Here is a 25,262-nt window from a genome sequence, read left to right as displayed (position 1 = left end):
GAGCGATGATCGGCCGTTCGATGCCCGCTCCGGTGCGGGCCGCCTACCGCGACGAGATGCGCACCGCCCGCACCGCCACCGAGCCGCAGGCGCGCTGGCGGCACCTGGAGCGCGCGCACATCATCTCCCAGCCCTGGCCCTGGCCACACACCGCCAATCACATCGCCATGTTCGCCCTCGCGGTACGCCAGCGCGACCGCCGCGAAGCGTTCGGCCAGGTGGTGCGGATCATCGTCGCGGCGCCCGGGTCGGCGCTGGGCCGCTACCCCGAGGGCAACACCGGCCGCGCCCGCGTCGCTCACCCGGCCCATGCCCCTACCCGCCGATCTGGCCGCCCTGCTGCGGGCCGCCTGACCAGATGGCTGAACCGGGGTTCAGCCGCTCTCGTGAGTGCCGTCGTGGAAGGGACGCAAGCCCTCAGCCACATCAGCGCGGGAGAAGGCGTAGCGGCCCAGGAAGTTGATGTGGTCGTACTGGATCGGTGACAGCCGCGCGCACATCTCATCGGTGACGGGAAAGCCCTGCTCGCGCAGCTGCTTGACCGCAGCATCGAGGTAGAGACTGTTCCACCAGATGACCACGTTCAACGCCAAACCCAGACTGCCCAGTTGATCCTCCAGGCCCTCGCGGTAGCGCTGGCGCAGCTGGCCCCGGTTGCCGAAGGCGATCTTCCGGGCCAGACGGTGGCGGGCCTCCTGCACGTTCAGCTGGGTGCCGATCATCCGCCGATAGCCTTCGTCGGCGATGAACTGCAGCAGATGCAGCGTCTTGGAGATGCGGCCGTAGTGCGCGAACGCCTCGCCCAGGCCGGTGGTCCGGCCATCGGCCGACAGCATCCGGATCAGGTCGTAGGCGCGCACCGTGCCCATCGTCAGCGAGCCGGCCACCCGCAGCATGTCACCCCAGTGCGCGCGAATCTTGTCCAGCCGGACGGTGTGGCGGGACATATGCTCCAGCGGCCCGTAAACGGCGCGGGTATTGGTGCGCCACAGCCGGGTGTCGGCCAGGTCGGCGATGCGCGGGGAGAACTGGTAGCCGCAGATCGAAAACAGGCCCGAGACGATGTCGGAGTAGCTGGCGGTATCGGTGACCACCGTCTCCGGCTTCGGCCCGCCGTCGAGGTTGTGGATGGCGTCCAGGATGAACAGCGAGTCCCGCAACGTGCCGGGCACCACCAGCCCGCCGATGCCCATCACCTGGTCGTTGACCACATTCAGCCAGGTCGCGCCGCGCTGACGGCCGAAGTAGATCGGGTTGTGGCCGGTGTGCAGGTTCTGCACCGGCACGACGAAGCGCAGCCCGTCGGCCGAGGCGATGTGCCCGCCGCCCCAGCACCGGACGATATCCAGCTCGGCCTGCGCGGCGATGAGGCGGGCATTGGCTGCCGCGATCGTCTCGTCGCGCAGATAGCCCTGATCCACCTGCAGCAGCCGGGCCCTCGTCAGCGCGGGCACATTCGGCTTCTCGATCGGCACCAGGCCCACGTTGCACGCCTCGGCCACGATCAGCGCGGCCAGGCTGACGCCGAAGTCCTCCATCGACGGGTCGGCGCCGGAGATGTGGGTGAAGTCGGCCGGCAGGCCGGTGCGGTCGAAGACCTCCAGCAACAGCTCGGGGAAGTCCAGCCGGGGCAGCATGTCATCCAGCAGCGCGCGCAGCTCCTTCATCAGCGGCGGCTCCTCAGCCGCGCCGAGCTTCTCCAGCTGCAGCCGTCCGCCGACGAACTGCACCGCGGTATTGGCGCCGAGCCCGTCCAGCACCCGGGTATACGCGCCCTCCAGCGCGCCGGCGAGCTCGGCCAGATGCCCAGCAGGTTCGACCTCCAGCTCCAGCGAGGTGAGGATGCGCGGCCGCGCCTGCTGCCACGCCGGCCCGTCCAACAGCCGGGCCCGCGGATCGCTCCACCGCTCGGACCCTTCGGCGAACACATCGCGCCGGCGCAGCGCGTGGTGCAGGTGCATGACCGCCGCCTTGTCGATCTGCCCTTCTGGAACATCAGGGTTGCGGTAGATGAGCGGCCGCCACGACCCGGTGATCAGCTCCTCGTGCGCGGCGATGTCGCCCGGCGTGTAGCGGCGGCGGCTCTTGGCCATCGCCGCGGCCGTGCGCACCATCGCCAGCACCGCCGTACCGGCCTCGACCGCCCGAAACCGGATCACCTCCAGCAGCAGCTCGATGAAGCCCTGCACGGTGCGATAGCGCTTGACCAACTCCGCCCGCCACTGCGCGGCCGCGTCATCGTCGGTGGTGGGCACGAACGCCGCGATCGTCTCCACCGCCGAGGCCAGCTTCTCGCGCGGCACCACCTCCTCGATCGCCTTCCACACCTCCACCAGCGACACCAGCCGATCCTCGGTCGCCTCCGGCGCCGACATCAACACCTCCACCGCCGAGGCCATCGTGCGCGCCGCCTTGCGCAGCTTCGGGAACGTACGCAGCTGCTCGGCCTTGCCCGCCCGCTCCGCCCGCGCCAGCAGATTCGAGGTGATCAGCAGATCCAGCACATCCAGGGCATCATCGACCGACGAGGTCTCCAGATGACGCACGGTGGCCAACAACGTGGCCGCCTGCCGATCGCCTTCCAGATCCCGCAGCGTCGGCGCCTTGGAGACCAGCCCATACCGGGCCAGCGCCGACAGCTTCACCACCGGCACCGGCTCCACCCGCACCGCCCCGGCGCCCAGCCCGCCGACCTCGGCCACCCGACGCAGTTCCGCCACCATCACCCGGCCCGAGGCCCGCGTCGGCGCGGTACGCAACCGCTCCAGCTCCGACACCCGCCGCTCGGCAGGCACCCGCAGCAGCTCCGTCAACCTGGCCCGCAGCTCCGGGCCGGCGCGCTCGGCCAGCGTGCGATACAACCGCGCGTGCTCGGCCCGGCGCACCTCACTGAACTGATCAGCCGGGTCAGCGTGGTGATCCCCGCAGGCAGCAGAATGCCCTCGCGCAGCATGTGCACCACGGCGGGGTCGAACAACGCCCGCGGCCCCTCGATCGTCGACCACACCCGGGCGGCCAGGTAGTCGCGGACCTCCTGCTCGCGTTTGGAGAACTCCGACAGCTCCAGCAGATCCCGGATCTCCCAGGCGTGCTCGTAGGCGGTCTTCGGCCGACTCAGGTACTCCGGCGCGCACCCCGGGTCGACGCCGAGCTACTCGGCGACAAACTCCAGCACCTCCCCCGGCACGTCGATGGGGTTCTCGGCCAGGAAGGTGCCAAGCATCCGCACGGTGCCCCACTGCACCGCCCAGCCCAGCTTCGGTGCCGGGCGACGCTTACCGGCCAGCGCCTCCAGGGCTTTGGCGTCCAGCCGGAAGAACTGTTCGAGCTCGGCCACCGACACCTCAGGCCGGAACCGGCGATAGCGGGCTACTTGCTCATCTGAGAGGAAATCCACAGGCATGAGCAGGCACGCTAGGGCGCTCGACCAGGGCAAACAGCCGCCGTCACCGAATCGTCGTCAAGATCGTCTCTCTAGCGCCAAAATCCGGTCCGATCCTGCGCCTGCCGAAAACCTCGTCCGGGCAGTTCAAGCGGCATGTGTGGAGTTGACCCGGTTTGGTGGACACCTGATCTCTGGGGAACCCTGGTTCCCGGAAGAAGGAGTCTGCTGTGCCGAACAACTATCCGCCGGAGTTTCGCCGGCAGATGGTGGAGCTGGTGCGTGCGGGACGGACACCGGAGGAGCTGGCCAAGGAGTTCCAGCCCTCCGCGCAGTCGATCCGTACCTGGGTGCGCCAGGCCGATCTGGATGACGGCCGCCGCCAAGACGGGCTGACCAGCGCCGAGAAGGACGAGCTGGCCCGGCTGCGCCGCGAGAACAAGATTCTCCGCGAGGAGAAGGAGATCTTGCGTAAGGCCGCCTTAGATTCAGACGATCAACGCAACACTGCAAGTGGATGGGTGGATCGTGGCTCGGATGGGTCGGCCGGGAATGTCGGACGCGATGAAAGAAGATTTGTGGCGGCGGTGGCGCGCCGGTGACTCCATCAGCGTGATCTCCCGGGCACTGGGCAAGCCTCCGGGGTCGGTTTTCACGGTGCTGAAGCACCATGGCGGCATCGCGCCGGCCGAGCGGGTGCGCCGGGCCGACCGTTTGAGCGCCGAGGAGCGGGAAGCGATCTCTCGCGGCCTCGAGGCTGGAGCCTCATTACGTTCGATCGCCGTGTCGATCGGCCGCCCGGCATCCACGATGAGCCGGGAGGTTGCCCGCAACGGCGGCCGGGTGAAGTACCGTGCGGTCGCCGCCGAGCAACGCGCTCAAGAGCAGGCACGTCGCCCGAAACCGTCCGCCCTGCAGGACAATCCGGTGCTGCGCCAGCTGGTGATCGAACTGCTCGACAACGAGTGGTCCCCGGAGCAGATCGTGGGACATCTGCGGCTGATACACGCCGGCAACCCGCTCATGCGGATCAGCCATGAAAGCATCTACCGCGCGATATACACGACCCGCTGGAAGCTGATCCCGCGTGAGCTGTGCACCAAACTGCGCACGCGCCGTCCCATCCGCAAAAACAAGAAGAACACGGTCAAGGGCCAGTGGCGTTCCCAGATCACCGGGGCACGGCCGATCGAGGAACGGCCTGACGCAGCCAACGCCCGAACCGAGCTCGGCCACCTCGAAGGCGATCTCATCGTTGGAGCCAAGAACAGCCAGGTCGCGACGCTGGTCGACCGCAAGTCCCGCTACCTGACCATGGTCGCGCTCCCCAGCCGTCACACCACGACGGTCATCCCCGCCCTGCAGCAGGCATTCTCACGGATGGATGCCCGCCTACGCAGCACTCTGACCTGGGACCGCGGCATGGAACTCGCCGGCCACCAGCTGCTGACCGCCGCGACCGGCATCGACGTCTACTTCGCGGCACCCCGCAGCCCGTGACAGCGGGGCACGAACGAGAACACGAACAAACTGATCCGGCAATACCTACCGAAAGGCATCGATCTGAGCCTGTACAGCCAAGCCGACCTCGACGCACTGGCCGCCCGACTGAACAACCGCCCCCGCAAGTGCCTCGGCTACCGAACCCCGGCCCAATGTGTTGCCTTGACTCTTTGAATCTAAGGCGGCTTTCTTCGCGCGGGAGACGGATCTGCCGAGATGAAGTACCAGCTGATTCATCCGGAGAAAGACCACCACGAGGTCTCCCTGCTGGCCCGGGTGCTGGGTGTGTCGCGCCAGGGATACTACGCCTGGGCGGCCCGGCAGCGGCGCGGCCCGTCGGTGCGAGCCCGCCGCGACGCCGAGCTGACCGAGCAGATCCGTCGGCATCACCAGGCCTCCGATGAGATCTATGGGGCGCCGCGTATCCATGCCGACCTGCGCGAGCTGGATGGGGTCCGGGTGGGCCGCAAGCGGGTGGCCCGGCTGATGCGCGCTGCCGGGCTGGCCGGGGTGAGCAGGCGCAAGGGCGCCCGCACCACCATCGCCGATCCGCGCGCCAGATCTGCATCCGACCTGGTCCGGCGCAACTTCTCCGCCGAGGAGCCGAACCGGATCTGGACAGCCGACATCACGTACGTGCCGACCTGGCAGGGCCTCGTCTATCTGGCGGTGGTGCTGGATGTGTTCTCCCGCCGGATTGTCGGCTGGGCGATGGCCGAGCACATGCGCACCGAACTGGTGACCGACGCGCTGGCGATGGCGCTGCACCAGCGTCGCCCCGAGGCCGGGGTGATTCACCACAGCGACAAGGGGGGTCAATACACCTCGATCGCCTTTGGTCAGCGCTGTGAACGGGCCGGCGTCCGCCCGTCGACAGGCCGTACCGGGACGTGCTTCGATAATGCCATCACCGAGAGTTTCTTCGCCTCGCTGGAGTGCGAGCTGATCGACCGGCGCACCTTCCGCACCAGGTCAGAAGCCCAACGAGCCCTGTTCAGCTACATCGAGGGCTTCTACAACCCACGCCGCCGCCACTCCGCCAACGGCCAGCTCAGCCCGGCCGAATACGAACGCCGCCACGCGCTCAAGAACGCCCAAGACCTCGACTATGCTGCCGCGTAGTAGCAAGCCCTGATGTGTCTGTCAAACCGGGGCAACTCCAGCGACGGCTCTTCGGTGGATCGATCGTAGGTCGTTGAGGTCGGTCACGGGCCTGGTGGGCTGCGTTGCGACGTTCGGAGGACGCTGGTGCCGCGATTGGTGCGGCCGGTGCCTGTTGTAGTGGATCAGATACTCCTTGAGCGCGAGTGCCAGGTGGCGTTCATCAACGATCAGGATCCGGTCCAGTAGTTCGCGACGCAGGGTGCGGATGACGCGCTCGCAGATGGCGTTCATTCTCGGCATCCGCGGCAGCGTTGTGATGTCCCGTAGCCCGTCAGCTGTGAAGACCCTCCCGAAATGCGGAGGTGAAAAGCGGGTCTCGATCGTGGATCATGAACCGGCAGCCCGGCGATGCGTTCCCCCAGATCCATGACCAGGTTGCGAGCCTGCTGCACCGTCCATGCACCGGTCGGGCGCGCGGTCACTCCGGCCAGGTGCAGTCTCCTGGTGTCGTGCTCAATGAAGACCAGCACATACAGCCGCTTGAGAAGCACGGTCTCGACCACCAGGAAGTCACACGCGATGATCGCGTGAACTTGAGCGGCCAGGAACTGCCGCCAGGTCGGCCCGGCCCGGCGGGGCGCCGGATCGACACCGGCGGCGTGCAGAATCTCCCACACCGTGGAGGCCGCGATGTTGTAGCCCAGACGGGCCAACTCGCCTTGGATTCTCCGATGTCCCCATGCCGGGTTCTCCCGCGCCATCCGAATAATCAGTGCCTTAACCGGCCGGTGGGTGCGAGGCCGTCCTGGGCGCCGCCTGTCGGTGAAGGTCCACTTACGCGCCACCAAGTTGCGGTGCCAGCGCAGGATCGTTGCTGGGGTGATCGGGAACACCTCCGCCCACTGGCGACGGTGGATCAGCCGCGACAACGCCGTGAGCCAGAGCCGGTCGGCGTGATCCCACCGCGGCCGGCCGTCGAGCTGGCGGCGGAGTACCTGGTTCTCGTGACGGAGCACCAGCAGCTCAACGTCCTTAGACAGACCAGCGCGGACCAGTACCGTCAGCAGGCCGAACAAGCCCCTCACTAACCGGTAGACAAGCGACAACAACACTTCATGATGGTCGCAGCCGCCGCTCTGATCATGCAGCAAAATCCCAGCTCACAGCCCGAAACCGTATTTCCGAGCGGGACACGCGCCAACTCGCCTTGGATTCTCCGGTGCCCCCAGGCCGGGTTCTCCCGGGCCATCCGAACGATCAGTGCCTTGACCGGCCGGCGAGTGCAAGGGCGTCCCGGGCGCCGTCTGTCGGTGAAGGTCCATTTACGCCTCACGAGGGTGCGGTGCCAGCGCAAGATCGTCGCCGGGGGGACCGGGAACACCTCCGCCCACCGGCCGCGCTGGATCAGCCGGGACAACGCCGCCAGCCAGAGCCGGTCGGCGTGATCCCACCGCGGCCGGCCGTCGAGCTGGCGGCGGAGTACCTGGTTCTCGTGACGGAGCACCAGCAGCTCAACGTCCTTAGACAGACCAGCGCGGATCAGCACGGTTAGCAGGCCGAACAAACCCCTCACCAACCGGTAAGCCAGCGATGACAACACCCCGAGATGGTCGCAGCCACCGCCCTTATCACGCACCAAAACACCAGCTCACAGCACGAAACCGTGTTTCCGAGCGGAACAGGCGTGCGACTCTCACCGCACCGGGCGCTCCACATGTCTCGCGTCCACGTGCGGCATGCCGCTGCCCCTCACCTCACCATGCCCGGCACCCCTGCATCATCCGAGTTCTGCGCCTTCGGCCAGGCCATCAAGGGGAAGCTACCGCTCAGCGCGGTGATCTGCAGAAGCCGCCGCACGGCGGTTGAGGCCCCGGCCAGAGCCAGCCCCCGTTGGTGTTGGATGGCGTACCGTCTGCTCATCACCAGGGCGGACAGCCCTTGGGCGTCCATGAACGACACTGCCGACAGGTCGATGACCAGCAGCCCATCGTGATGGGCACGCAACGCGGCCTGGACGCACCCGTACAGCAGCGGCTTGCCGATCAGGTCCATCTCCCCTGCCGCCGTCACGACCACGAATCCGTGCAGCCGTGCGGTGGAGAGCACCAATGCGTCCATCCCCGCTCCAGACCAGGCGCCAGGCGGGGCCGGGCGGGGGCGCCCCTCCAGGACCCTCACTCGGCCCTGCGCGCCCTCGTCGGCTCCACGTCGATGCGTGTGTCGCGAGGTCTGGGCGGCACTGGTCCACCACGATCAACGTGGCGCACCACAACCAATCGTTACATTAGGCGATTGGTTGTACACGTAGCGCAGTATACGCTCGGTGTGGTCGGCGCGCATCGCATCCGCCACAACTCGCGGTGGGGCCCCACGACCGCAGCGGACAACGGCCGGTGAAACGCCCTTTTCAACTCACCGCGTGCAGCGCGCACGATGACGGTGCCTGCGCCGAGCCGTCCCTCTGACCCGGGACCAACTGCTGTCAGCCGGGTAAGGGCCTCAACCCAAGCGCAGCGCTGTGGACAGGACGGGTTGAGGCGGGAAGGCCCTCCTCCAAGTCGTCCATGTCGCACAGGGCCGCCGGCGTTTCGGCGCAGGCAGGGCTGAAGGTCAGATGAGTGCGGCAGGCCAGCACATCGGCCAGACGTAGCAGGCAGGGACACACCCCGCACAGGCGTAGCCAGCCACCGGCCTCAAAGAAGCGCCTGGTGCCCGACAGAAAAAGGCGCAGGCCGGCCGCGTCGCAGAATCGCAGGTCGTTGATGTCGACGATGACGTTCTGGTAGCGGTAGGCCAGCAGCGTGTCCAGTTCGCGCTGCAGCCGGGGACAGGACAGGGTGTCCAGTTCGCCGCTGAGCGCCAGCACCCAGTGATCACGATGGCGGGTCGTCGTCACAGTTAACTCGGTCATGGTGCCCACTCCTTGCGGGGCATCACATGAAGGTGCGGGGTCAGACCCCAAGGCCTTTTCGCCAAGCGTCCGCTTGTGCTCAAGGTCTTACGGCCACATCGGCCTGACGCCGCGGGGTCTGGACGGCTCCCGGAAGATCGCGATGTTCGCAAACTTCAGATGGTGCGAATCTGGGTTGCAATGGTTTGCTACCCACTCGACAGTCTAGACCTCGATCCCGCCTCGTACCAGGGGCGCCCTGCATCAGATGATCTCCACCACGTTACGGTCGGCGACCGTTCCCCGCCACCCACCGGCCCGTTCGCCGCAGCTGCCCACAGCCGTAGGTCACGGTCGGTGGGCATCTGGAGACGCTCAGCCCGGTGCCCGGTGGGACGCCTTACGGACGCGGGTAAGTTCGGATAGCAGGACGTCGCCGTTGATAACGGCGTGGGCAACATCAGTGAGTTTGCGGTTGTTGGCGCGGGCATAGGCGCGCATCGTGGTGAACGCCCTATCCATCGACTCGCCGCCCCGCTCGGCCAGCATGCCCTTGGCCTGCTCGATCAGGACGCGGGTGTTCAACGCGATCTGCAGTTGCTGTGACAGCAGCGTCTGCTCCCGAGCAGCCCGCTCGCCGAGCAGCCCGATCGTGGCCACGTCGGCGAAGGCCTGGCCCAGGGCCGCGCTGTCGGCGTCCAAGCCGCCGGGGGTGGCGCTGAACAGGTTGAGGGCGCCGATGACCTGCTCGCGTAGCCGCATCGGCATCGCGTGCACGGCGGCGAATCCCCGCTCATGGGCGGCCGCGGCGAATTCGGGCCACCGCGCGGCTTCGGCGGCCAGGTCGGCGACGGCGACCTGAGTTCCGGTGGCGTAGCAGTCCAGGCAGGGGCCCTGGTCGGCCTGCAACTGGAACAGCTCCAGGATCCGGGACTGCTCGCTGGAGGCGGCCACCAGCTGCAGGTGGTCGGCCTGATCGGTGAGCAGGAGCCCGGCCGCGTCCACTCCCAGCACTTGCACGCACCGTTCGGTGAGCAGGTGCAGGAACTCGATCACGTCGAAGTCGGCCACCAGGGTGTCGGCCAGCTCGACGAACACCCGTGCCAGAAGCTGTTCACGCGCCATGGTTTCACTTCCCTTCTCAACATTCAGGCTCTGCGTGTTCGCAGGGCTTTCGCGCACGGTGTTCGGTTCACATGTGCTCGGTTCAGTCGCCGGCCTCGGAGGCGGTCAGGCCGTCGGGGTCGAAGCGCAGGTTGCGGCTGACGACCAGGCGGGCGATCTCGGCCACCCCTACCCCCTGGGTGAAAGCGTGGGCGCGCAACCGCACAAACGCCTCCGCCAGGCTCACGTTCAGCTGCACCGCGATCATCCCGGTGGCCTGGTAGACCTCCGCCCGGCTTTCCTGCATCGCGCCGAAGGGCTGCACCTCCTGCGCGGGGCCCGCCCGGGGGTGGGCGGTGTGCAGCATGACGCCGAGCGCGGCCGCGGCGAAGGTGAGCGCATCAGCCAGCTGCTCCACCGCCAGCGGCCCGGATCGGGCCCGGTACAGATCCAAAGTGCCCAGCCGAATCGCGCCGGCCTGCAACGGGAAGGCGAACACCGCCCGCGCCCCGGCCTGCACCGCGGCCGGGGCGAACCACGGCCAGCGGGCCGCCGTCTCCGCCGAGCCCAGGTCGGGGGCCAGCGACGTGCCGCCGAACGCCCACGCCTCCACCCCCGGGCCCTCGCCCAGAGAGAACTGCAGCTCGGCCACCCGCCGGGCCACCTCATCGGTCGCGTGCACCAGGCTCTGGCTGTCCATCCCCGTCGACAGCGACAACGCCGCCCCGTCCACGCCCACCACGGCGCTCACCGCCTGGCACACGTACTCAGCGGCGACCGGCTTCCCGCCGGCGCATTCGATGATCAGCGCCCACGCCTTGGCCGCCCGCGCCCCTCGGCCCTCACCATTGAGCGCCACCCGGCGATCACCGCCTCACCACCCGAGGGCGTCGTCGCACGTCAAATCGCTGTCACCCCACCATCGCACCCTTCGCCGCGCACCGCAGTAAATACCGGATTTACTGTGGCACTCTAGTGGGCGTGGTCATACTGACCTGAAGCGCCTCCTTCGCCGTTCAAGGTCGAGGTGTACGCATTTACTGCGACAGAGCGAAGAGTCCCGATCATGAGCCCCAGAACCGCCCGGGTGATCCCGCTCAGCCAAGGTCCGCCTTCGTCGAGCGGGCCCACCTCGTGGACACCGACACCGCCAACCGGGAGCTGTCGATCATGAAGGCCGCCATCGGTTGGTGGCGCAATCGCGACTGGCTGGCCGACAACCCGATCGCCGGTATCGAACGTCGGCCCGCCCCGCCCGACCGAACCAAGGCCCTGTCGCGCGAACAGCTCGCCGCCCTGTTCGACCTCAAGGCCGGCGTCCGGGAGAAGACGCTCTGGAAGATGCTGTATGAGACGTGCGGGCGGGCTCAGGAGATCCTCATCCTCGACATCGCCGACCTCCTGCCGACCGACAAACGCGGCCGGGGCCTGTCCAAGGGCGGCACGATCGACTGGGTGCACTGGCAATCGGGCACGGCTCAACTCCTGCCCCCTCTCCTCAAAGGCCGAGCTCACGGACCGGTGTTTCTCACCGATCGCAAAGCTCCTGCCCGCACCCCGACGACGGACGTGTGTAAGGTCACCGGACGCGGACGGTTGTCCTATCGACGCGCCGCCGAGCTGTTCGAGGACCTCACCCGGCCGCTGGCACATCTCGGGATCCTCGACGCAGCCGAACTCGAACTGCGCGGCGGCTGGACTCTGCATCAACTCCGCCACTCCGCCCACACCCACGAGGCCGAAGACGGCACCAACACGCCCACCCTGCTCGCCCGCTCCCGGCACGCCTCCGTCCGCTCCCTGGAACGCTATGCCCGCCCCGGTGTCGATGCCGTCGCCGACCACGTGGCCGACCGTGATCCCGCCGCCCGCCACCGGTCCACCTGAGCGGCCAGGATCAGCACAGGTCCCCGGTGATCGTCCACCCTCGGTTGCGGCTCATCCGGGTGAGCCGCTGGCGCAGGTCGGCGATGCGTTCACGGGCGTCGGGGCCAGCGATCCCGATCGTGATGCGCTCGTCGATGGCGTGGTAGCTGGTCCGCCGGTCCCCCGCGGCCACACGGCACGCCGCGTTGATACTGGTGCGCAGCCGGATGACCTTACGAGGGTCGTCTTGACCGCCGAAGCCCTCGATCGTCAGACAGGAGAACAGCGGCGCGCGCTGGAGACTGTCGCGGCACTCCACAGCGTTCTGCTCATCCTGATCGGCGCGCAGCGCGCCCAGGATCTTGTCGCGATCAGTTGAGCTAATCGGCCTGCGGCCCAGCCAGTCGGGCCAGCCATCCGGGCGGGTCGGCACGACGCGGACCGGCTCATACGGCGCCACAGGCGCGATCGTCTCAGCGGGCTGGTCGAGGGAATCGGCCGCGCTGTCGCTCACCTGGCTCCTCGTGACGTACCCCGCGAAGAGCGGTGATCTCTCCCGAGAGTGGATGGTCCCAGGACCCTGTAGTGGGTGCGGTGGTCTTCTCCGGCGGCAAGGCGGAGAGCGATGGTGAGCCGGGTGCGTTTGCGGGGTGTTGGCCGGGGTTGAGGCCTTCGATGACAATGTAGGAGAAGTGCGGCGCGAGTTGCTGGTCGGTCTGGGCGCGCGCGGTCTCGCGGGACAGTCGATGGGCGTCGATGGTCTGACGGAGCCGGTCGCGTTCAATGATGGGGATAGGCCGGCGTCCGAGCCAGTCGGGCCAGCCGTCAGGCCGGGTGGGTGACAGGGCGACACAGGGTCGGCGTTCTCTTCGGCTGGCGTGGTGCTGCCTTCGACCGTTTCATGAATCAAGTCGTTTGCACCGGCCTGTGAAACAGAGAATCTCCTGGACGGGGCAAGGCGCGAGCCATGTTTCATGTGTCTCCGCTTATGAAACACCTTCCGGTCCTCGGCCGCGGTCGTGCCTGCTCACGGACTGATGGTGAGCTCGCGGGAGGCCTGGCACAGGCTTGGCCGCCCGCGAGCGTCGTCCCGGAGGCGGGCGGCAGTCATGAGCAGGCGTGCGGCACGTGCTGAGACCGCCTGGCCCCGGCGGGGCAGCACATCGCGCAGGAGAACCGTTTCGGCCACGTTCCAGTCGCGGGCGTGGGCCAGCGCCCACAACAGGCTTGCTTGGGAGACGGATGCTCCTCGGTCGTACCTGGCGGACACCTCGGCGGCGGCTGCGACGGCGAATCGCTCGGCCGCTGGTCCCCACTGACCGGTGTCGGCGCAGATCATGTGGGCGGCGGGCTGCTGGTCCTGCGCCGCCGCGACTTCGGCTGAGGACGCGGGTACGGAAAGCGCGGCCCACCACGCGGGCCCGCCGCGAGGCCGCCCGGGCATCACCTCGGCCCCTGCCGGTCACCGGCAGGCTGGCGCAGGCCGGTCAGCCGGTCTGGGGTGAACCGGGGCGGCCACCCGGATCGAAGGCGACGCCGGCCGTCACCGTGTCGGATCGCCGCCGCCGATAGCTCCTCGCCTTGGCCTTGTTTCCGCAGGTGGCCATGTCGCACCAGCGGCCGGTCTTGTTTCTGGCGTGATCGTAGAACGCCCATTGGCAGGCACGGTTGCCACAGATCTTGAGGCGTTCCCAGGCAGGGGTTCCCGCGTGCCCGGCGACGGCGGCGACGATGCGGCCCAGCGCGCGAGGCGCCCCGGAGCGGGTCGCAACCAACGTGACGGTCGCGTCCGGTGAGATCTCGACCTGCAGCGGGGCGGCCGACTGGGCGGCCACGTTGAAGGACTGCGCGGCGCGGGAGGCGTGGCCGGGCTCGGAGCGCTCGCTCAGCAGGGAGCGGAGCGCCTCACGCAGCTCTCGGGCCCGCAGGACGTCGTCATGGCGCACCGTCTCGTCCGGGTCGAGGAGTTCGTGTTCGCGGAGCCACCTCGCCAGAGAGCCGGCCTCGTCGAACTCGTCGAGGCCGGCTTCCAGATCTCGCGTATTGAGAAAGAGCCGGAGCGTCTCCAAGCCATCCGGAGCCACGTCGGGTTTACTCCTCTGCTCGCTCGTCATTATGGACACCCCATCTACGCCGTCACCATTCTCACTACTTGACAGGTTACTCCGATTGGGGGGAAGCTCAAGGAGACGGGATGTGGTTCCACCATGAAGCTCAGTCCCACCGGCGTCAGAGCCGAAGAGCGCAAGGCGCGGCGCAATCAGAGCCGCCCCGACGGCCGTATCGATCCTTGAAGCACGTGGCCTGAGGCGGCGCGAGGCGCCTGCTCACCACGCCACACGGCGCACCCGGGCGGGGAATCACGATGACCGCCCCCCCGGTCCTGCCCCGGCGTACCGCGACCGGAGTGCTTCTCATCCTCGGCTCCGCCGTGTCCTTCGGCGCCATGGCGATCTTCGCGAGGATCGCCTATGACAGCGGCGCCGACGTTCACGGTGTGCTGCTGATCCGCTTCGGCGTCGCCGCGATCGCCCTCACGGCGCTAATGGCGATCACATCGACCCCCTGGCCGCGCGGGCGAGACCTGCGCCTCCTGGTGCTGATGGGCGCGGTTGGCTACGTCGGGCAGTCATTGACCTATTTCACCGCGTTGACGCGAATACCAGCAGGTCTGGTAGCGGTCCTCTTCTACACCTACCCGGTACTGGTGGCCATCTGCGGCGCCGTCCTGACCCGCCGCGTGCCTCCCTTGATCACGCTCGCGGCCACCGGCATGGCGACTCTGGGCGTCGCGCTGGTCGCCAGCCCGACGCTGGAGGGCGATCTTCTCGGCATCGCACTCGCGGTCGCCGCGGCGATCATCTACACGGGCTACATCCTGGCTGGCAGCCACCTGTCGGGCGCGGCCGGCCCGCTCGCCTCGACCACCACCGTCTGCCTGGCCGCGACCGGGGTCTACGCCGGCGCGTGCCTGGCCCACGCTCCGTCCTTCCCCGGCGACCTCCCCGGTTGGTCGGCGGCCGTGGCGACCGCCGTCGTCTCCACGCTCATCGCCATCATCGCCTTCTTTGCCGGTCTTCGGCTGCTGGGCGCCGCCCCTTCGGCGGCAATCTCCAGCGCCGAGCCGGTCGTCACCAGCGTGCTGGCGTTCCTGGTCTTCGCGGAAGACCTGTCGCCGCTGCAGATCATCGGTGCCGCGCTCGTCTGCGCCTCCGTCATCGGGGCGGCCGCGAGCAGCGGGCAACGCGCCACACCCGCGAAACCCCCGGCCCTTGTAGCCAAGAACCCGCCCAAGCACACCGGCGTGTGACGCCACAACGCCGGCAGTATCCCTAGGGAGAAACATGCACCGAAATCGTGAACGTGCCGTGCCCGCGAACCACCGCGTCGCCATCGCCGGAACCGGTGCCTGCCTGCCTGCGACCGTCGTGTCCAACGCCGAGCTCTCGGATCGCATGCACGTCGCCCCCGAGTGGATCGAGGAGCGTACCGGAATCCGTGAACGGCGCGTCGCCGCCGACAGCGAAGCGACATCGGACCTCGCCACAGCCGCCGCGCGGCGAGCCATGCGCGCCGCACGACTACAGGCGGACGACATCGGCCTGATCATCGTCGCGACCTCCACACCGGACAAGCCGATGCCGGCCACCGCCTGCATCGTGCAGGCCAATCTCCGTATCGGCAGTTGTGCGGCATTCGACGTCGACGCCGTCTGCACGGGGTTCGTGTACGCCCTGGCGGTCGCCCGCTCGATGATGATGACCAACCCGCGGCTTCGCCACGCGCTGGTCATCGGGGCGGACGTCTACTCGCGCATCCTCGACTACACCGACTCGCGCACCGCGAGCCTGTTCGGCGACGGGGCGGGCGCGGTCGTCTTGTCACGGGCTACGGCCGGGCCGGGTATCACCGATATCGAACTGGGCGCCGACGGTGCCAAGGCCCACTACGTACGCATTCCGGCAGGAGGAAGCCGCCGGCCCGCGTCCGCCCAGACCCTGCGTGACGGTGACCACTTCTTCAAAATGGACGGCCGAGCCGTACGCACCTTCGTCGAGGCCATCTTCAAGCGGATGCTCAACGACGTGCTGGAGCGGTCTCAGCTGACCATGAGCGAGCTGACCCTTGTCGTCCCCCATCAGGCGAACGTCCGGCTCCTCCACGACTGCGCGAAGAAGGCAGGCCTGCTGCCCGACCAGCTCGCCATCAGCGGTGACTGCTACGGGAACACCGGTGCGGCCTCCGTCCCCGTCACCCTCGACGCCGCCGTCCGCTCAGGACGTGTCCAGGGCGGCGACACCGTCCTGCTCCTCGCCTTCGGCGGCGGCATGACCTGGGGTAGCGCCCTGATGACCTGGGCCCCCCGCGACCAGTTTCAGCCCGTTCAGGAAGGAATCACGTCATGACCTCCCCCCTCGACATCTCCTACGCCGAGCAAACGCCGAACTCGCGGCGGCAGTATGAACGAGCCGTCACCTCCCTCCCCGCCGGTGCGACCCGCAGCCTCAACTCCTGGTCACCGCACCCGGTGTACCTCGTCCGGGGCAGCGGCACGCAGGTGACCGATGTCGACGGCCGGGTGTATGTCGACATGCTGAACAACTACACCGCTCTTGTCCTGGGGCACGCCGACCCCGAGGTCGTCGACGCCGTCTGCCGTGCGGCCAGGGGCGGGACCAGCTTCTCCTTCGCCACACCGCAGGAGAGCGAGCTGGCGGAGCTCCTGCGGGCGCGGGTCCCCTCGTTACAACGACTCCGCTTCACCGGCTCTGGCACCGAAGCCGCGATGTTCGCGATGCGCCTGGCCCGCGCCCACACCGGACGCAACCTCATCGCCAAGGTCGAAGGCGGCTATCACGGAACCCACGACGACGCGCTCGTCAGCGTCCGCCCCCACCCCGAGTCATGGGGGCCGTCGCACACCCCGACCGCGACGCCGGACATGGCCGGTCTGCCCGCCGGATGCGACCAACGCGTCCTGGTGCTGCCGTTCAACGACGAGGACGCGGCCGTCGCACTGCTGCGAGCCCACAGCCCGCGCGTAGCGGCCGTGATCGTGGAGCCCATCCTCGGCGTCGGCGGCGTTATCCCCGCCAGGAAGGAATACCTGCAGGCGCTGCGGGAGGCCTGCACGGCTCTGGGGATCGTGCTGATCTTCGACGAGGTCATCACGCTGCGCGTCGCACCCGGAGGCGCGCAGGCCAACTACGAGGTCACCCCCGACCTGACCGTCATGGGCAAGGTGATCGGCGGCGGGCTCCCCATCGGCGCCTACGGCGGACGCGATGACCTGATGCGGCAGCTTGAACCCCAAGGCGGCACCGACGTCTACGACGCCCGCGCCGGGGGCCCCCGCCTCTACCAGGGAGGAACCTTCACCGGCAACGCCTGCAGCCTGGCCGCCGGCCTGGTGACGATGCGCCGGCTGTCGCCGCTCGCCCATCTCGGCCTCGCCGCGAAGGGTGCGCGCCTGCGCAACGAACTCACCCGCCGGATCGACCGTGACGGCCTTCCCGCCCACGTCACCGGGTACGCGTCCCTGTTCAACATCCACATCGGCGCAGGTGTCGTGACCACCTTCCGCGACACCCGCCGTGTCGACCCCAAGATGCAGCAGGCGTTCTTCCTAGGCCTTCTCAACCAGGGCTTCATCATCGCCCCTCGCGGTATGGGCTGCGTCTCCACCGCCACCCGCGACCAGGACATTCACGACTTCGTCGACGCCGCCGCCTCCATACTCACCCAGATCTAAGCACACCCGAACAAACCAGGAAGGAACGCCATGCGACTCGGATGGAATCCACACCAGGAACGGCGACGCGAACACTTCCGGCGCTTCGCCGCCACCGCCATCGCCCCCGGCCTGGTCAACCAGCCTGGCCACCAGCTCCCGATCCGTCGAGTTCTCCGGCTTCTTACGCGCCACCGCGGCGTCCTCCAGGTCGATCTCCGTCGATGCCTGGATCACAGTACTCATCACTGCGTTCTCCTTGATCAGGAGTTACACCGAAGACCGTACAGTCCCGATCAGGGGGCAAGAGCCGTGTAATGGGAGACTATTACGCACGGTTCTGTGGGAGCCGGAGGGTGAAATTCCCTCCGGCTACCCGACCCGACGTAGCGCAGGTTCGGCGCGGGCGCGGTGAAGTCCCGCCGGAGCAGGTCGGGAACCTTCTGATGGGACGGCTCGGGCAGAGTGGTGCGCACCTTTTTGCGCAGGTGCACCCCCCGACGATGCCGATGCGGCGCATCACGCGGGCGACGCGCTTGTGGTTGACCTCGCGGCCCTTCTCACGCAGTTCGGCGGTAATGCGCGGGCTGCCGTAGGTGCCGTCGAACTCCTCGTGGATCTGCTTGATCTCCTGCGCGAGCGCGGTATCGGCCGCGGCACGGGCCGCCCGGGGGGGCGCCGCCTTCATCCATCGGTAGAAGCCGGAGCGGGAAAGTCCCAGCACCCGGCATAGCCGCTTCACGCCGAAGGCGCCCCGATGGTCGGCAACGAACTCGAAGCGGCTCACCAGTTCGTCTCTCCCGCGAAATATTTGGCCGACCGCGCAGGATGTCGCGTTCCAGTTCCAGCTCCCGGACCTGGGCCCGGAGCTGCTTGTTCTCCTCTTCCAGCACGTCGTCGGACGATATCGGGCCGCTCGCCGGCTTCTTGGCCGGGCCCGCCTTCTTCGCCCCGGCGGTGCCGTCCGCGCGGGCCTCCTTCACCCACAGGCGCAGGGTCTCACGGTTGATGCCCAGATCCCGGGCCACCGACGCGTACGTCCGCGCCGGGTCAGACAGGTACAACGCGACGGCATCCGCCTTGAACTCCGGCGGATACGACTTCATCGCCACGTGGAACTACAGCTGCTGCGGCGGCGGCAACCGGAAGTGGACCTACACCCCCGCGTCCGCATGGCCCACAGCGCAAGCGCGGACGGTGACCAGGCTCAGCAACAGGAGCCAGGTCACCGGCCGCGGTCGCCGTGCAGCCACGCTGTCGGCCGCGGAGCGGGTGAGGCGCCGCGGCGGTCACGCGCTCGTGATCGTCCATTGGTTGTTGGTGCTGCTGTTCGGCGTCCACAAGGCGACGGCGGAGCCGGCGGTGCTGTTGCCCATGCCGTCCAGGGCGGTGCCGGTGCCCCGGTTGATGATCTGGTGGCGGCCGTTGCCCGTGCTGTTGAGTCGCCACTGCTGGTTGGCGGCGCCGTTCCAGGCCGACTGCCGGGCAGTGGCGCCGTTGGCGGTGTTGCCCCAGCTGTCGATGACCATGGCGTTGGCGCGGTTGACGATGCGGTACCAGCCGCCGCCCAGGTCCACGAGCTGCCACTGCAGGTGGGTGCTGCCGTCCCAGTTCCACTGCTTGAGGTTCGACCCGGAGGCGACGTTCCCGCCGCTGTCCAGCACCAGGCCGGTGGTCGCATTGATGATCCGCACGTAGCTCGCCGGCGCGGGGCCGGACCCGCTCAGGCGGTACGTACGACCGGCCTGGCCGGTCAGTCTGATGACGTCGTCCTCGGGTTCGGCGACGGAGACGGTATCGCCGGTCGAGGCGTCGACCACCTCGTAGGTTCCGGCGAAGATGCGGCTGCGTACGTCGACCGTCCCGTCACGGTCGAACCCGATGAGGATTTCGGTGGCCCCGCCGGAGCTCCATGTCGCATCCACAGTGTGGCCGCCGCGTCCCCGAAGGCCCTGCACCTTGCCGTTCGGCCAGGCCGGCGGCAGTGCCGGCAGCACGTGCAGCTCGCCGTTGTGGCTGTGCAGCAACATCTCGGCGATGCCGGACGTGGCGCCGAAGTTGCCGTCGATCTGGAACGGCGGGTGCAGGTCGAACATGTTCGGCGCCAGCCGGTCCGTCGTCACCAGGAGGCGGAGCAGCGCGTGCGCCCGGCTGCCTTCCTCCATCCGCGCCCAATAGTTGATCTTCCAGGCGAGTGACCAGCCGGTCCCGTCGTCCCCGCGTAATTCGAGGGTTCGCCGCGCGGCGGTGTACAGCGCCGGGGTGCCGCGCTTGCTGATCTGGTTGCTGGGGTGCAGGCCGTAGAGGTGGGAGATGTGCCGGTGGGCGGGCTCGGTCTCGACCCAGTCGTACAGCCACTCCTGGATGTTGCCGCGCGAGCCGATCTTCATCGGCGGGAGCCGGTCCCGGGCGGTCAGGGCCCGCGCCCGGAAGTCGGCGTCGACGCCGAGCGTCTGGGAGGCCTCGGCGCAGCCGTTGAACAGGTCTCGCAGGATCTGGTTGTCCATGGTGGGGCCGGCGCAGACGCTGACGCCCGCGTGGTGGGCGAGTTCCGGAGAGTTCGACGGGTTGGTGACCAGATACCCGAGATTCGGTTCCTGCACGAGGGTGTCGAGGAAGAACTGCGCGGCGCCTTTCATCGCGGGGTAGTACCGCCGGAGGAACTCCAGGTCGCCGGTGAAGGTGTAGTGGTCCCAGACGAGGGTGGCCAGCCAGGCGCCACCGGTCTGCCACATGCCCCAGAACGCGCCGTCCACGACCGACGTCCCCCGCCAGGCGTCGGTGTTGTGATGGGTCACCCAGCCGCCGGCGTCGTACTGGACGCGGGCCGTTCGGGCGCCGCTGACCGCGAGCTCGTCGAGCATGGCGAACACCGGCTTGTAGCACTCGGACAGGTTCGTGGTGTCGGCCGGCCAATAGTTCATCGGCAGATTCGCGTTGATGGTGTATTTCGCGTCCCAGGCCGGTGTGAGCGAATCGTTCCAGATGCCCTGGAGGTTGGCCGGTTGGGTGCCCGGCCGTGAGGACGAGATCAGCAGGTATCGGCCGTACTGGAACAGCAGCGCGGAGAACTGCGGGTCGTCGGTGTTCGCGTGCTGCGCGATCCGCACGTCGGTCGGCTGGTCGGCCGCCGCGGTCCGGCCGAGGTCAAGCGTCGTGCGCCCGAACAACCGCTGGTAGTCGGCGACGTGCCGGCCGCGCAGGTCGTCGTAGGTGCTGCCAGTGGCCGCGTCGAGATGGCGGCGCGCGATGCCCTGGTGGTCGCCGCCGACGTCGCGGAAGTCGCGGTAACCGGAGCCGATGGACACCAGCACCAGCACGCTGTCTGCGGAGGTGACCTGCAGGGTGCCGCCGGAACTGCGGACGCTGCCGCCTTCGGCGACGGCCCGTGCCAGCGCCAGGTACCGGACCGAGCCGGCCACGCCCTCCATGTCGCCCGAGATGCCGTCGAGCGCGACCGTGGTCCCGTCCGGGCTGGAGCGCGTCGCTCGTTGCGGGCTGCCGAACGTCGCGGAGAACGTGATCGAGCCCGGCCTGTCGGCGGTCAGGCGGATGGCGATCACCTGATCAGGCGCGCTGGCGAGCACTTCGCGCCGGTAGCGGACGCCGTTCTGCAGGTAGGACACGGCCGTGGTGGCCGTGGTGAGGTCCAGATATCGGTTGTACTCCGTGACCCCGGCGGCGCTGCCGAAGCCGAGCCGCAGCTCGCCGACGGTCTGGTAGGCCAGCTGTCCCACCGGATTTCCCCGCATGTTCTGGTCGATCAGCGTCTGGGCCTGGCTCCACTGGTTCTGGAAGACCAGGTGCTGGATCTGCTCCAGCGCCGCCGCCCCTCGGGGATTGCTCTGGTCGTACGGTCCGCCGGCCCAGACGGTGTCCTCGTTGAGCTGAAATCGCTCGGTGTCGACGTTGCCGAACACCATGGCGCCCAGGCGGCCGTTGCCGATCGGGAGCGCTCGCAGCCAGTCCGTGCCGGCGCTCTCGTCGTACCACAGGGCCAGCTCGTTCGCGGCGCGCACCTGGGGAGGGGGCGCCGAGGCGGCCCGGGGGGCGGCCGTCCACCCCAGCGGCAGGATCGCGGCTCCAGATCCTGCCGCGCCCAATTTCAGCACTTGCCTTCGCGATAGATCAGGCATCTCGGATATCGCTCCCTACGGAGTGGTGGTGGCCCCCACGGCCAGGGGAATCAGACGCGGGTCCACTTCTGGTTGTTCTGGCCGTTGCACGCCCAGATCTGCACCTTCGTACCGTTGCCGGTGCCGTTGACGTCCAGGCACTTGTTCGCGCCGACGGCGGTGATCGTGCCGTCGGCGTTGAGCCGCCACTTCTGGTTGTTCTGGCCGTTGCAGTCCCAGATGATCACCGCGGTGCCGTCCGCGGTCCCGGCCCCGGTCACGTCCAGGCACTTGTCGCCGTACACGCGGAGCTCACCCGAATCGGTCGGCGTCCACTGCTGGTTGGGCTGCCCGTTGCAGTCCCAGAGCTGCACCTGCGCGCCGTTCGCCTGCGTGGCACCGTTGAGGTCCAGGCACCGGTTCGACGCCACGCCCCGCAGTGCGCTCGTGCTGCCGGGAGGCGTGCCGTCACCCTGCCCGACTCCCCTGCCGTTGAAGGTGACGGAGTCCAGGTCGAACGCGTTCGCGGACGGCGCCTTGAACACGACGTGCAGGTCGCGGGTACCACCGGGGTCGGTGACCGGCACCGCGGGCAGCGACACGTAGGTGTTCCATCCCCCGGTCGCCGGCACGGGGCTAGAGGCAAGGAGGGGCCCGGTCGGCGAGTCGGCGTGCAGTTCGATGGACGCCCCGGTGCCGGACGGCGCCGAGACGCGGAAGGACACCGTGTCAATCCCGGACAGGTTGATCGGGCTGAAGGAGATCCAGTCATCGTTCGAGATGTCGCCGATGCGCCTGCCGCCTTCGGCGCCGGACTCGTCGATGACGCGGATTCCGGCCGAGCCGGTGAAGTGCTCGGCCTGCTTGTGTTTCGGCTGCAGGGTGAGGCCGGCGGAGCCCTTCAGGCCGCCCTGGTCGGTGTAGTCGGCGGACAGGACGTAGTAGACGTTGGCGGCCTCGTCATGGCCTGAGGCGGTGGTCGTGACCGTCCCGGAGCATCCGGTGTACTGGCCGGTGTCGTGGGCGTGCTGGTCATGGCCGAGCGCGGTGATCACGTTGACCTTGGTGCAGTCGGCGGCGCCGTCCTCGGCGTCGGTGACGTTCACCGTGTAGTCCACCTGGTCGCCGAAGTCGATGAACCCGCCGTCGGGTGGGGCCGAGAAGGCCACCTCGGGACGAGTGTTGCCGACGACGATGGGCAACGTGACGCTGCCCGTCTTCCCGCCGGAGTCCCGTACGGTCAGCCTTGCCGTGTAGGTGCCGTTGGTGTCGTACGTGTGGGAGGGGTTGGCGCTGGTGGCGGTCCCGCCGTCGCCGAAGTCCCACGCGTAGGTGATCGCGTCGCCGTCGGGGTCGGTCGAGCCGGCCGAGGAGAACGCCACCGCCAGCGGTGCCGTGCCCGAGTCGGGGTCGGCGCTTGCCCTGGCCAGGGGCGCGCGGTTTCCGGCCACGTAGTCGACACGGTAAATGCCGTCATCGGTGTTCGCGTGACCGAAGCCGTTGCCCCAGTCGGCCATGTACAGGGCGCCGTCCGGGCCGAACTTCATGTCGATCGGCGCACGCGGGGCGAACTGGGCCACCAAGGGGTTGATCTTCAGGAGGTTGCCCGAGGAGTCCAGGCGGAGCTCCTTGACGAAGTTGCGGCTCCATTCATAGAGGAACGGCGTGCCGTCGAAGTACTCGGGGAACTTTCGGTCCGAGGTGCCGGCCGGGTCGTAGCGGTAGAACGGGCCGCCCATCGGGGCGGCGCCGCCGCAGCAGTCGATTTCGGGGAACTCGACCGAGGCGTGGTAGTCGTACCACACGGTAGCGGGCTTGGCCGGGGGCAGGTTGGTCAGTCCGGTGTTGTTGGGCGAGTTGTTGACCGGTGCCGAGCAGGAGAACTTCGCGCCGGAGGTGCCGGTGGCGAAGTTGTAGTCGTTGAACGGGAGGTTGTCGCCGACGCAGTACGGCCAGCCGTAGAAGCCGGGCTGCTTGATCAGGTTCCACTCGACGGTGCCCTCGGGACCGCGGCTGGGGTTCGCGGCGCCCGCGTCCGGGCCGTAGTCGCCCACCGAGATCCAGCCCGTCACCTTGTCGACCGAGAAGCGGAACGGGTTGCGGAAGCCCATCGCGTAGATCTCCGGCCGGGTCTTGGCGGTGCCGGGCGCGAACAGGTTGCCGGACGGGATCGTGTAGGTGCCGTCGGGCTCGGGGTGGATGCGCAGGATCTTGCCGCGCAGGTCGTCGGTGTTGGCCGAGGACCGCTGAGCGTCGTAGTGCTCCCGGCCCGGCCGCTCGTCGATCGGGGCGTATCCGCTGGACCCGTGCGGATTGGTGTCGTCACCCGGGCCGATGTACAGGTTCCCGGCCGGCCCGAACACGAGGTAGCCGCCGGTGTGGCCGGGCTCGTCGACGTTGCGGTACGCCGGAACCTCAAGGATCTTCTTCTCGCTCGCCAGGTCGAGGCTGGTCCCGTTGTACGTGAACCTCGATAACCGGTTCACCTCCCCGCCGTTGGACGGCGAGTAGTTGACGTAGATCCAGCCATTGGTGGCGAAGCCCGGATCCAGCGCCAGCCCGATGCCGCCGTCCTCGCCACCGTCGTACACCGGCAGGGTGCCGATGACGCGCGTGCCCCCGCCATCGGCGGGGATCATGTTCACCTTGCCGGAGCGCGAGATGTAGAAGACCCTGCCGTCGGCGGCCACATCCAGCTCCATCGGCTGGTCGGGTGCGCCGTCGAGGGTCACTTTCTGGAACCGGGCCGCGACCGTGCCGCCGCAGTCACCCGGCGCCGCGCCCGCCGCCCACCGCACAGCGCCCAGCAGATGCTGTGCGAACAGGGGCTCCGCGTAGGCGGACGCCTGGTGACCCATCGCAGTGGCCCACACCCGGCCGCCCTCCGGGTTGTGGCACCAGGAGATCGGGTGGTCGGCGCCCATCCTGTTCGGCCCCGCGTCGTACGTGGTCTCGTCCGCGGTCACCAGCACGTGCACCGAGCCCCGCATGTTCTGGTCGAAGTTGTACCACTCTTCCGTACGCACCCACCGATCCGGCAGCCCCTGCGTGGAGGGGTGAGCCTTATCGGCCACCTTGGCGGTGCCCTGCAGGATCGACGAATGCGCGGTCATGTGGGCGCCGGCCAGGGCGACCTGGTCCCACCAGGGGAACTGCGCCTCGATGTTCATGTCGGTGGCGTTGTGGATCGCGACGACGCCGTGGCCACCGCGCACATAGGTCTGGAAGGCCTGACGCTGAGCGTCGTTGTCCCATACCATTCCGCTGGTCTGGAACATGATCACCGCGTCGTAGGCGTTCAGGGTCGCGGTTGTGAAGACGGCGGAGTCCTCGCTGTGGTCGAGCTGGAAATCGTTGTCGGCCGCCAGCCGCTGGAACATCGCGACACCTGCGGGGATGGAGTCATGCCGGAAGGCGCCGCTCGCCGTCTCGGTGAACAACAGCACCCTGAACTGCGGTGCGGCCGCGTGCGCCACTTGTGGCGACAAGGACATCAACAGCCCTGACAAGGCTGCGACCAGGGCGGAGAACAGGCGTGATCTTCGCATGAAGGATCTCCTGAGGGGG

The 25,262-nt window shown here is 68.4% G+C and carries 20 protein-coding genes and 2 pseudogenes; 8 read left to right on the top strand and 14 right to left on the bottom strand.

Annotation, left to right across the window (positions count from 1 at the left end):
* The first annotated feature begins 5 nt into the window (after positions 1–5).
* Positions 6–485: a DUF3703 domain-containing protein gene (locus tag ACTMTF_RS41500; protein ID WP_441115597.1), complete on the top strand. Its 480-nt coding sequence runs from the start codon at positions 6–8 to the stop codon at positions 483–485.
* Here ACTMTF_RS41500 and ACTMTF_RS41495 read toward each other — a convergent pair.
* Entirely contained in the window at positions 375–2,885 is a 2,511-nt protein-coding gene (locus tag ACTMTF_RS41495; RefSeq protein WP_441115596.1) for a Tn3 family transposase, read from the bottom strand. The genes ACTMTF_RS41500 and ACTMTF_RS41495 overlap by 111 nt on opposite strands.
* Positions 2,810–3,403 (bottom strand): annotated as a pseudogene (locus ACTMTF_RS41490) (DUF4158 domain-containing protein). The gene ACTMTF_RS41495 and the pseudogene ACTMTF_RS41490 overlap by 76 nt, the downstream one beginning before the upstream one ends.
* A 209-nt stretch (positions 3,404–3,612) precedes the next feature.
* On the opposite strand from ACTMTF_RS41490, the gene ACTMTF_RS41485 reads away from it, so the two are divergent.
* The 3 genes from ACTMTF_RS41485 to ACTMTF_RS41475 all read left to right on the top strand — a co-directional run bounded on the left by ACTMTF_RS41485 (position 3,613) and on the right by ACTMTF_RS41475 (position 6,007).
* Positions 3,613–3,984, top strand: a complete 372-nt coding sequence (locus ACTMTF_RS41485; protein WP_441115595.1) for a transposase — start codon at positions 3,613–3,615, stop codon at positions 3,982–3,984.
* Entirely contained in the window at positions 3,947–4,882 is a 936-nt protein-coding gene (locus ACTMTF_RS41480) for an IS30 family transposase (RefSeq protein WP_441115594.1), read from the top strand. The genes ACTMTF_RS41485 and ACTMTF_RS41480 overlap by 38 nt, the downstream gene beginning before the upstream one ends.
* A 219-nt stretch (positions 4,883–5,101) precedes the next feature.
* Positions 5,102–6,007, top strand: a complete 906-nt coding sequence (locus ACTMTF_RS41475) for an IS3 family transposase (RefSeq protein ID WP_441115593.1) — start codon at positions 5,102–5,104, stop codon at positions 6,005–6,007.
* A gap of 21 nt (positions 6,008–6,028) precedes the next feature.
* Here ACTMTF_RS41475 and ACTMTF_RS41470 read toward each other — a convergent pair whose 3' ends face one another.
* The 6 genes from ACTMTF_RS41470 to ACTMTF_RS41445 all read right to left on the bottom strand — a co-directional run bounded on the left by ACTMTF_RS41470 (position 6,029) and on the right by ACTMTF_RS41445 (position 10,842).
* Positions 6,029–6,280: an integrase core domain-containing protein gene (locus ACTMTF_RS41470; protein WP_441115592.1), complete on the bottom strand. Its 252-nt coding sequence runs from the start codon at positions 6,278–6,280 to the stop codon at positions 6,029–6,031.
* Positions 6,277–7,140, bottom strand: a complete 864-nt coding sequence (locus tag ACTMTF_RS41465) for a helix-turn-helix domain-containing protein (protein WP_441115591.1) — start codon at positions 7,138–7,140, stop codon at positions 6,277–6,279. The genes ACTMTF_RS41470 and ACTMTF_RS41465 overlap by 4 nt, the downstream gene beginning before the upstream one ends.
* A 598-nt stretch (positions 7,141–7,738) precedes the next feature.
* On the bottom strand, positions 7,739–8,107 hold the full coding sequence (locus tag ACTMTF_RS41460) for an STAS domain-containing protein (protein WP_441115590.1): 369 nt from the start codon (positions 8,105–8,107) through the stop codon (positions 7,739–7,741).
* Between the two features lie 364 nt (positions 8,108–8,471).
* A complete protein-coding gene (locus ACTMTF_RS41455) occupies positions 8,472–8,900 on the bottom strand; it encodes an STAS domain-containing protein (protein WP_441115589.1) in 429 nt (142 codons plus the stop codon).
* A 354-nt stretch (positions 8,901–9,254) separates the two neighbouring features.
* Positions 9,255–10,004 carry a GAF and ANTAR domain-containing protein gene (locus tag ACTMTF_RS41450; RefSeq protein ID WP_441115588.1) on the bottom strand — a complete coding sequence of 250 codons (750 nt, stop codon included), beginning with the start codon at positions 10,002–10,004 and terminating at the stop codon, positions 9,255–9,257.
* A gap of 82 nt (positions 10,005–10,086) precedes the next feature.
* A complete protein-coding gene (locus ACTMTF_RS41445; RefSeq protein WP_441115587.1) occupies positions 10,087–10,842 on the bottom strand; it encodes an ANTAR domain-containing protein in 756 nt (251 codons plus the stop codon).
* A gap of 275 nt (positions 10,843–11,117) precedes the next feature.
* Between ACTMTF_RS41445 and ACTMTF_RS41440 the strand changes: the two genes are divergently transcribed.
* A complete protein-coding gene (locus ACTMTF_RS41440; RefSeq protein WP_441115586.1) occupies positions 11,118–11,870 on the top strand; it encodes a tyrosine-type recombinase/integrase in 753 nt (250 codons plus the stop codon).
* 10 nt (positions 11,871–11,880) lie between these two features.
* Here the strand turns inward: ACTMTF_RS41440 and ACTMTF_RS41435 are convergent, their stop codons facing one another.
* The 3 genes from ACTMTF_RS41435 to ACTMTF_RS41425 all read right to left on the bottom strand — a co-directional run bounded on the left by ACTMTF_RS41435 (position 11,881) and on the right by ACTMTF_RS41425 (position 13,933).
* Positions 11,881–12,363, bottom strand: coding sequence for a hypothetical protein (locus ACTMTF_RS41435; RefSeq protein WP_441115585.1), 483 nt, complete (start codon positions 12,361–12,363; stop codon positions 11,881–11,883).
* A 513-nt stretch (positions 12,364–12,876) separates the two neighbouring features.
* The gene (locus ACTMTF_RS41430; RefSeq protein WP_441115584.1) at positions 12,877–13,293 is read right to left on the bottom strand and encodes a hypothetical protein; all 417 of its coding nucleotides are present in this window, start codon (positions 13,291–13,293) and stop codon (positions 12,877–12,879) included.
* A gap of 43 nt (positions 13,294–13,336) precedes the next feature.
* A complete protein-coding gene (locus ACTMTF_RS41425) occupies positions 13,337–13,933 on the bottom strand; it encodes a CGNR zinc finger domain-containing protein (RefSeq protein WP_441115583.1) in 597 nt (198 codons plus the stop codon).
* A gap of 323 nt (positions 13,934–14,256) precedes the next feature.
* On the opposite strand from ACTMTF_RS41425, the gene ACTMTF_RS41420 reads away from it, so the two are divergent.
* Genes ACTMTF_RS41420 through ACTMTF_RS41410 form a run of 3 tightly spaced genes read left to right on the top strand, consistent with a single transcriptional unit; the run spans position 14,257 to position 17,601 of the window.
* Positions 14,257–15,159 (top strand): DMT family transporter, encoded by a 903-nt coding sequence (locus ACTMTF_RS41420; protein WP_441115582.1) that lies wholly within the window; start codon positions 14,257–14,259, stop codon positions 15,157–15,159.
* Positions 15,160–15,193: 34 nt separating this feature from the next.
* Positions 15,194–16,255: a 3-oxoacyl-ACP synthase III family protein gene (locus tag ACTMTF_RS41415; protein ID WP_441115581.1), complete on the top strand. Its 1,062-nt coding sequence runs from the start codon at positions 15,194–15,196 to the stop codon at positions 16,253–16,255.
* Positions 16,252–17,601, top strand: a complete 1,350-nt coding sequence (locus tag ACTMTF_RS41410) for an aspartate aminotransferase family protein (protein ID WP_441115580.1) — start codon at positions 16,252–16,254, stop codon at positions 17,599–17,601. Before ACTMTF_RS41415 ends, ACTMTF_RS41410 begins: the two co-directional genes overlap by 4 nt.
* 359 nt (positions 17,602–17,960) lie before the next feature.
* Here ACTMTF_RS41410 and ACTMTF_RS41405 read toward each other — a convergent pair.
* The 3 genes and pseudogenes from ACTMTF_RS41405 to ACTMTF_RS41395 all read right to left on the bottom strand — a co-directional run.
* A pseudogene (locus ACTMTF_RS41405) lies at positions 17,961–18,692 on the bottom strand (IS3 family transposase); the annotation flags it as partial.
* Between the two features lie 177 nt (positions 18,693–18,869).
* A complete protein-coding gene (locus tag ACTMTF_RS41400) occupies positions 18,870–21,692 on the bottom strand; it encodes a glycosyl hydrolase family 95 catalytic domain-containing protein (RefSeq protein WP_441115579.1) in 2,823 nt (940 codons plus the stop codon).
* A 74-nt stretch (positions 21,693–21,766) separates the two neighbouring features.
* Complete coding sequence (locus ACTMTF_RS41395) at positions 21,767–25,243, bottom strand: ThuA domain-containing protein (protein WP_441115578.1); 3,477 nt, start codon at positions 25,241–25,243, stop codon at positions 21,767–21,769.
* Between the last annotated feature and the right edge of the window lie 19 nt (positions 25,244–25,262).

Origin of the sequence: Nonomuraea sp. ZG12 (assembly GCF_052068115.1) — a bacterium.
Classification (GTDB): Bacteria; Actinomycetota; Actinomycetes; order Streptosporangiales; family Streptosporangiaceae; genus Nonomuraea.
The sequence above is the reverse complement of the archived record's forward strand: the minus strand, read 5'-3'. Positions and strand labels throughout refer to the sequence as shown.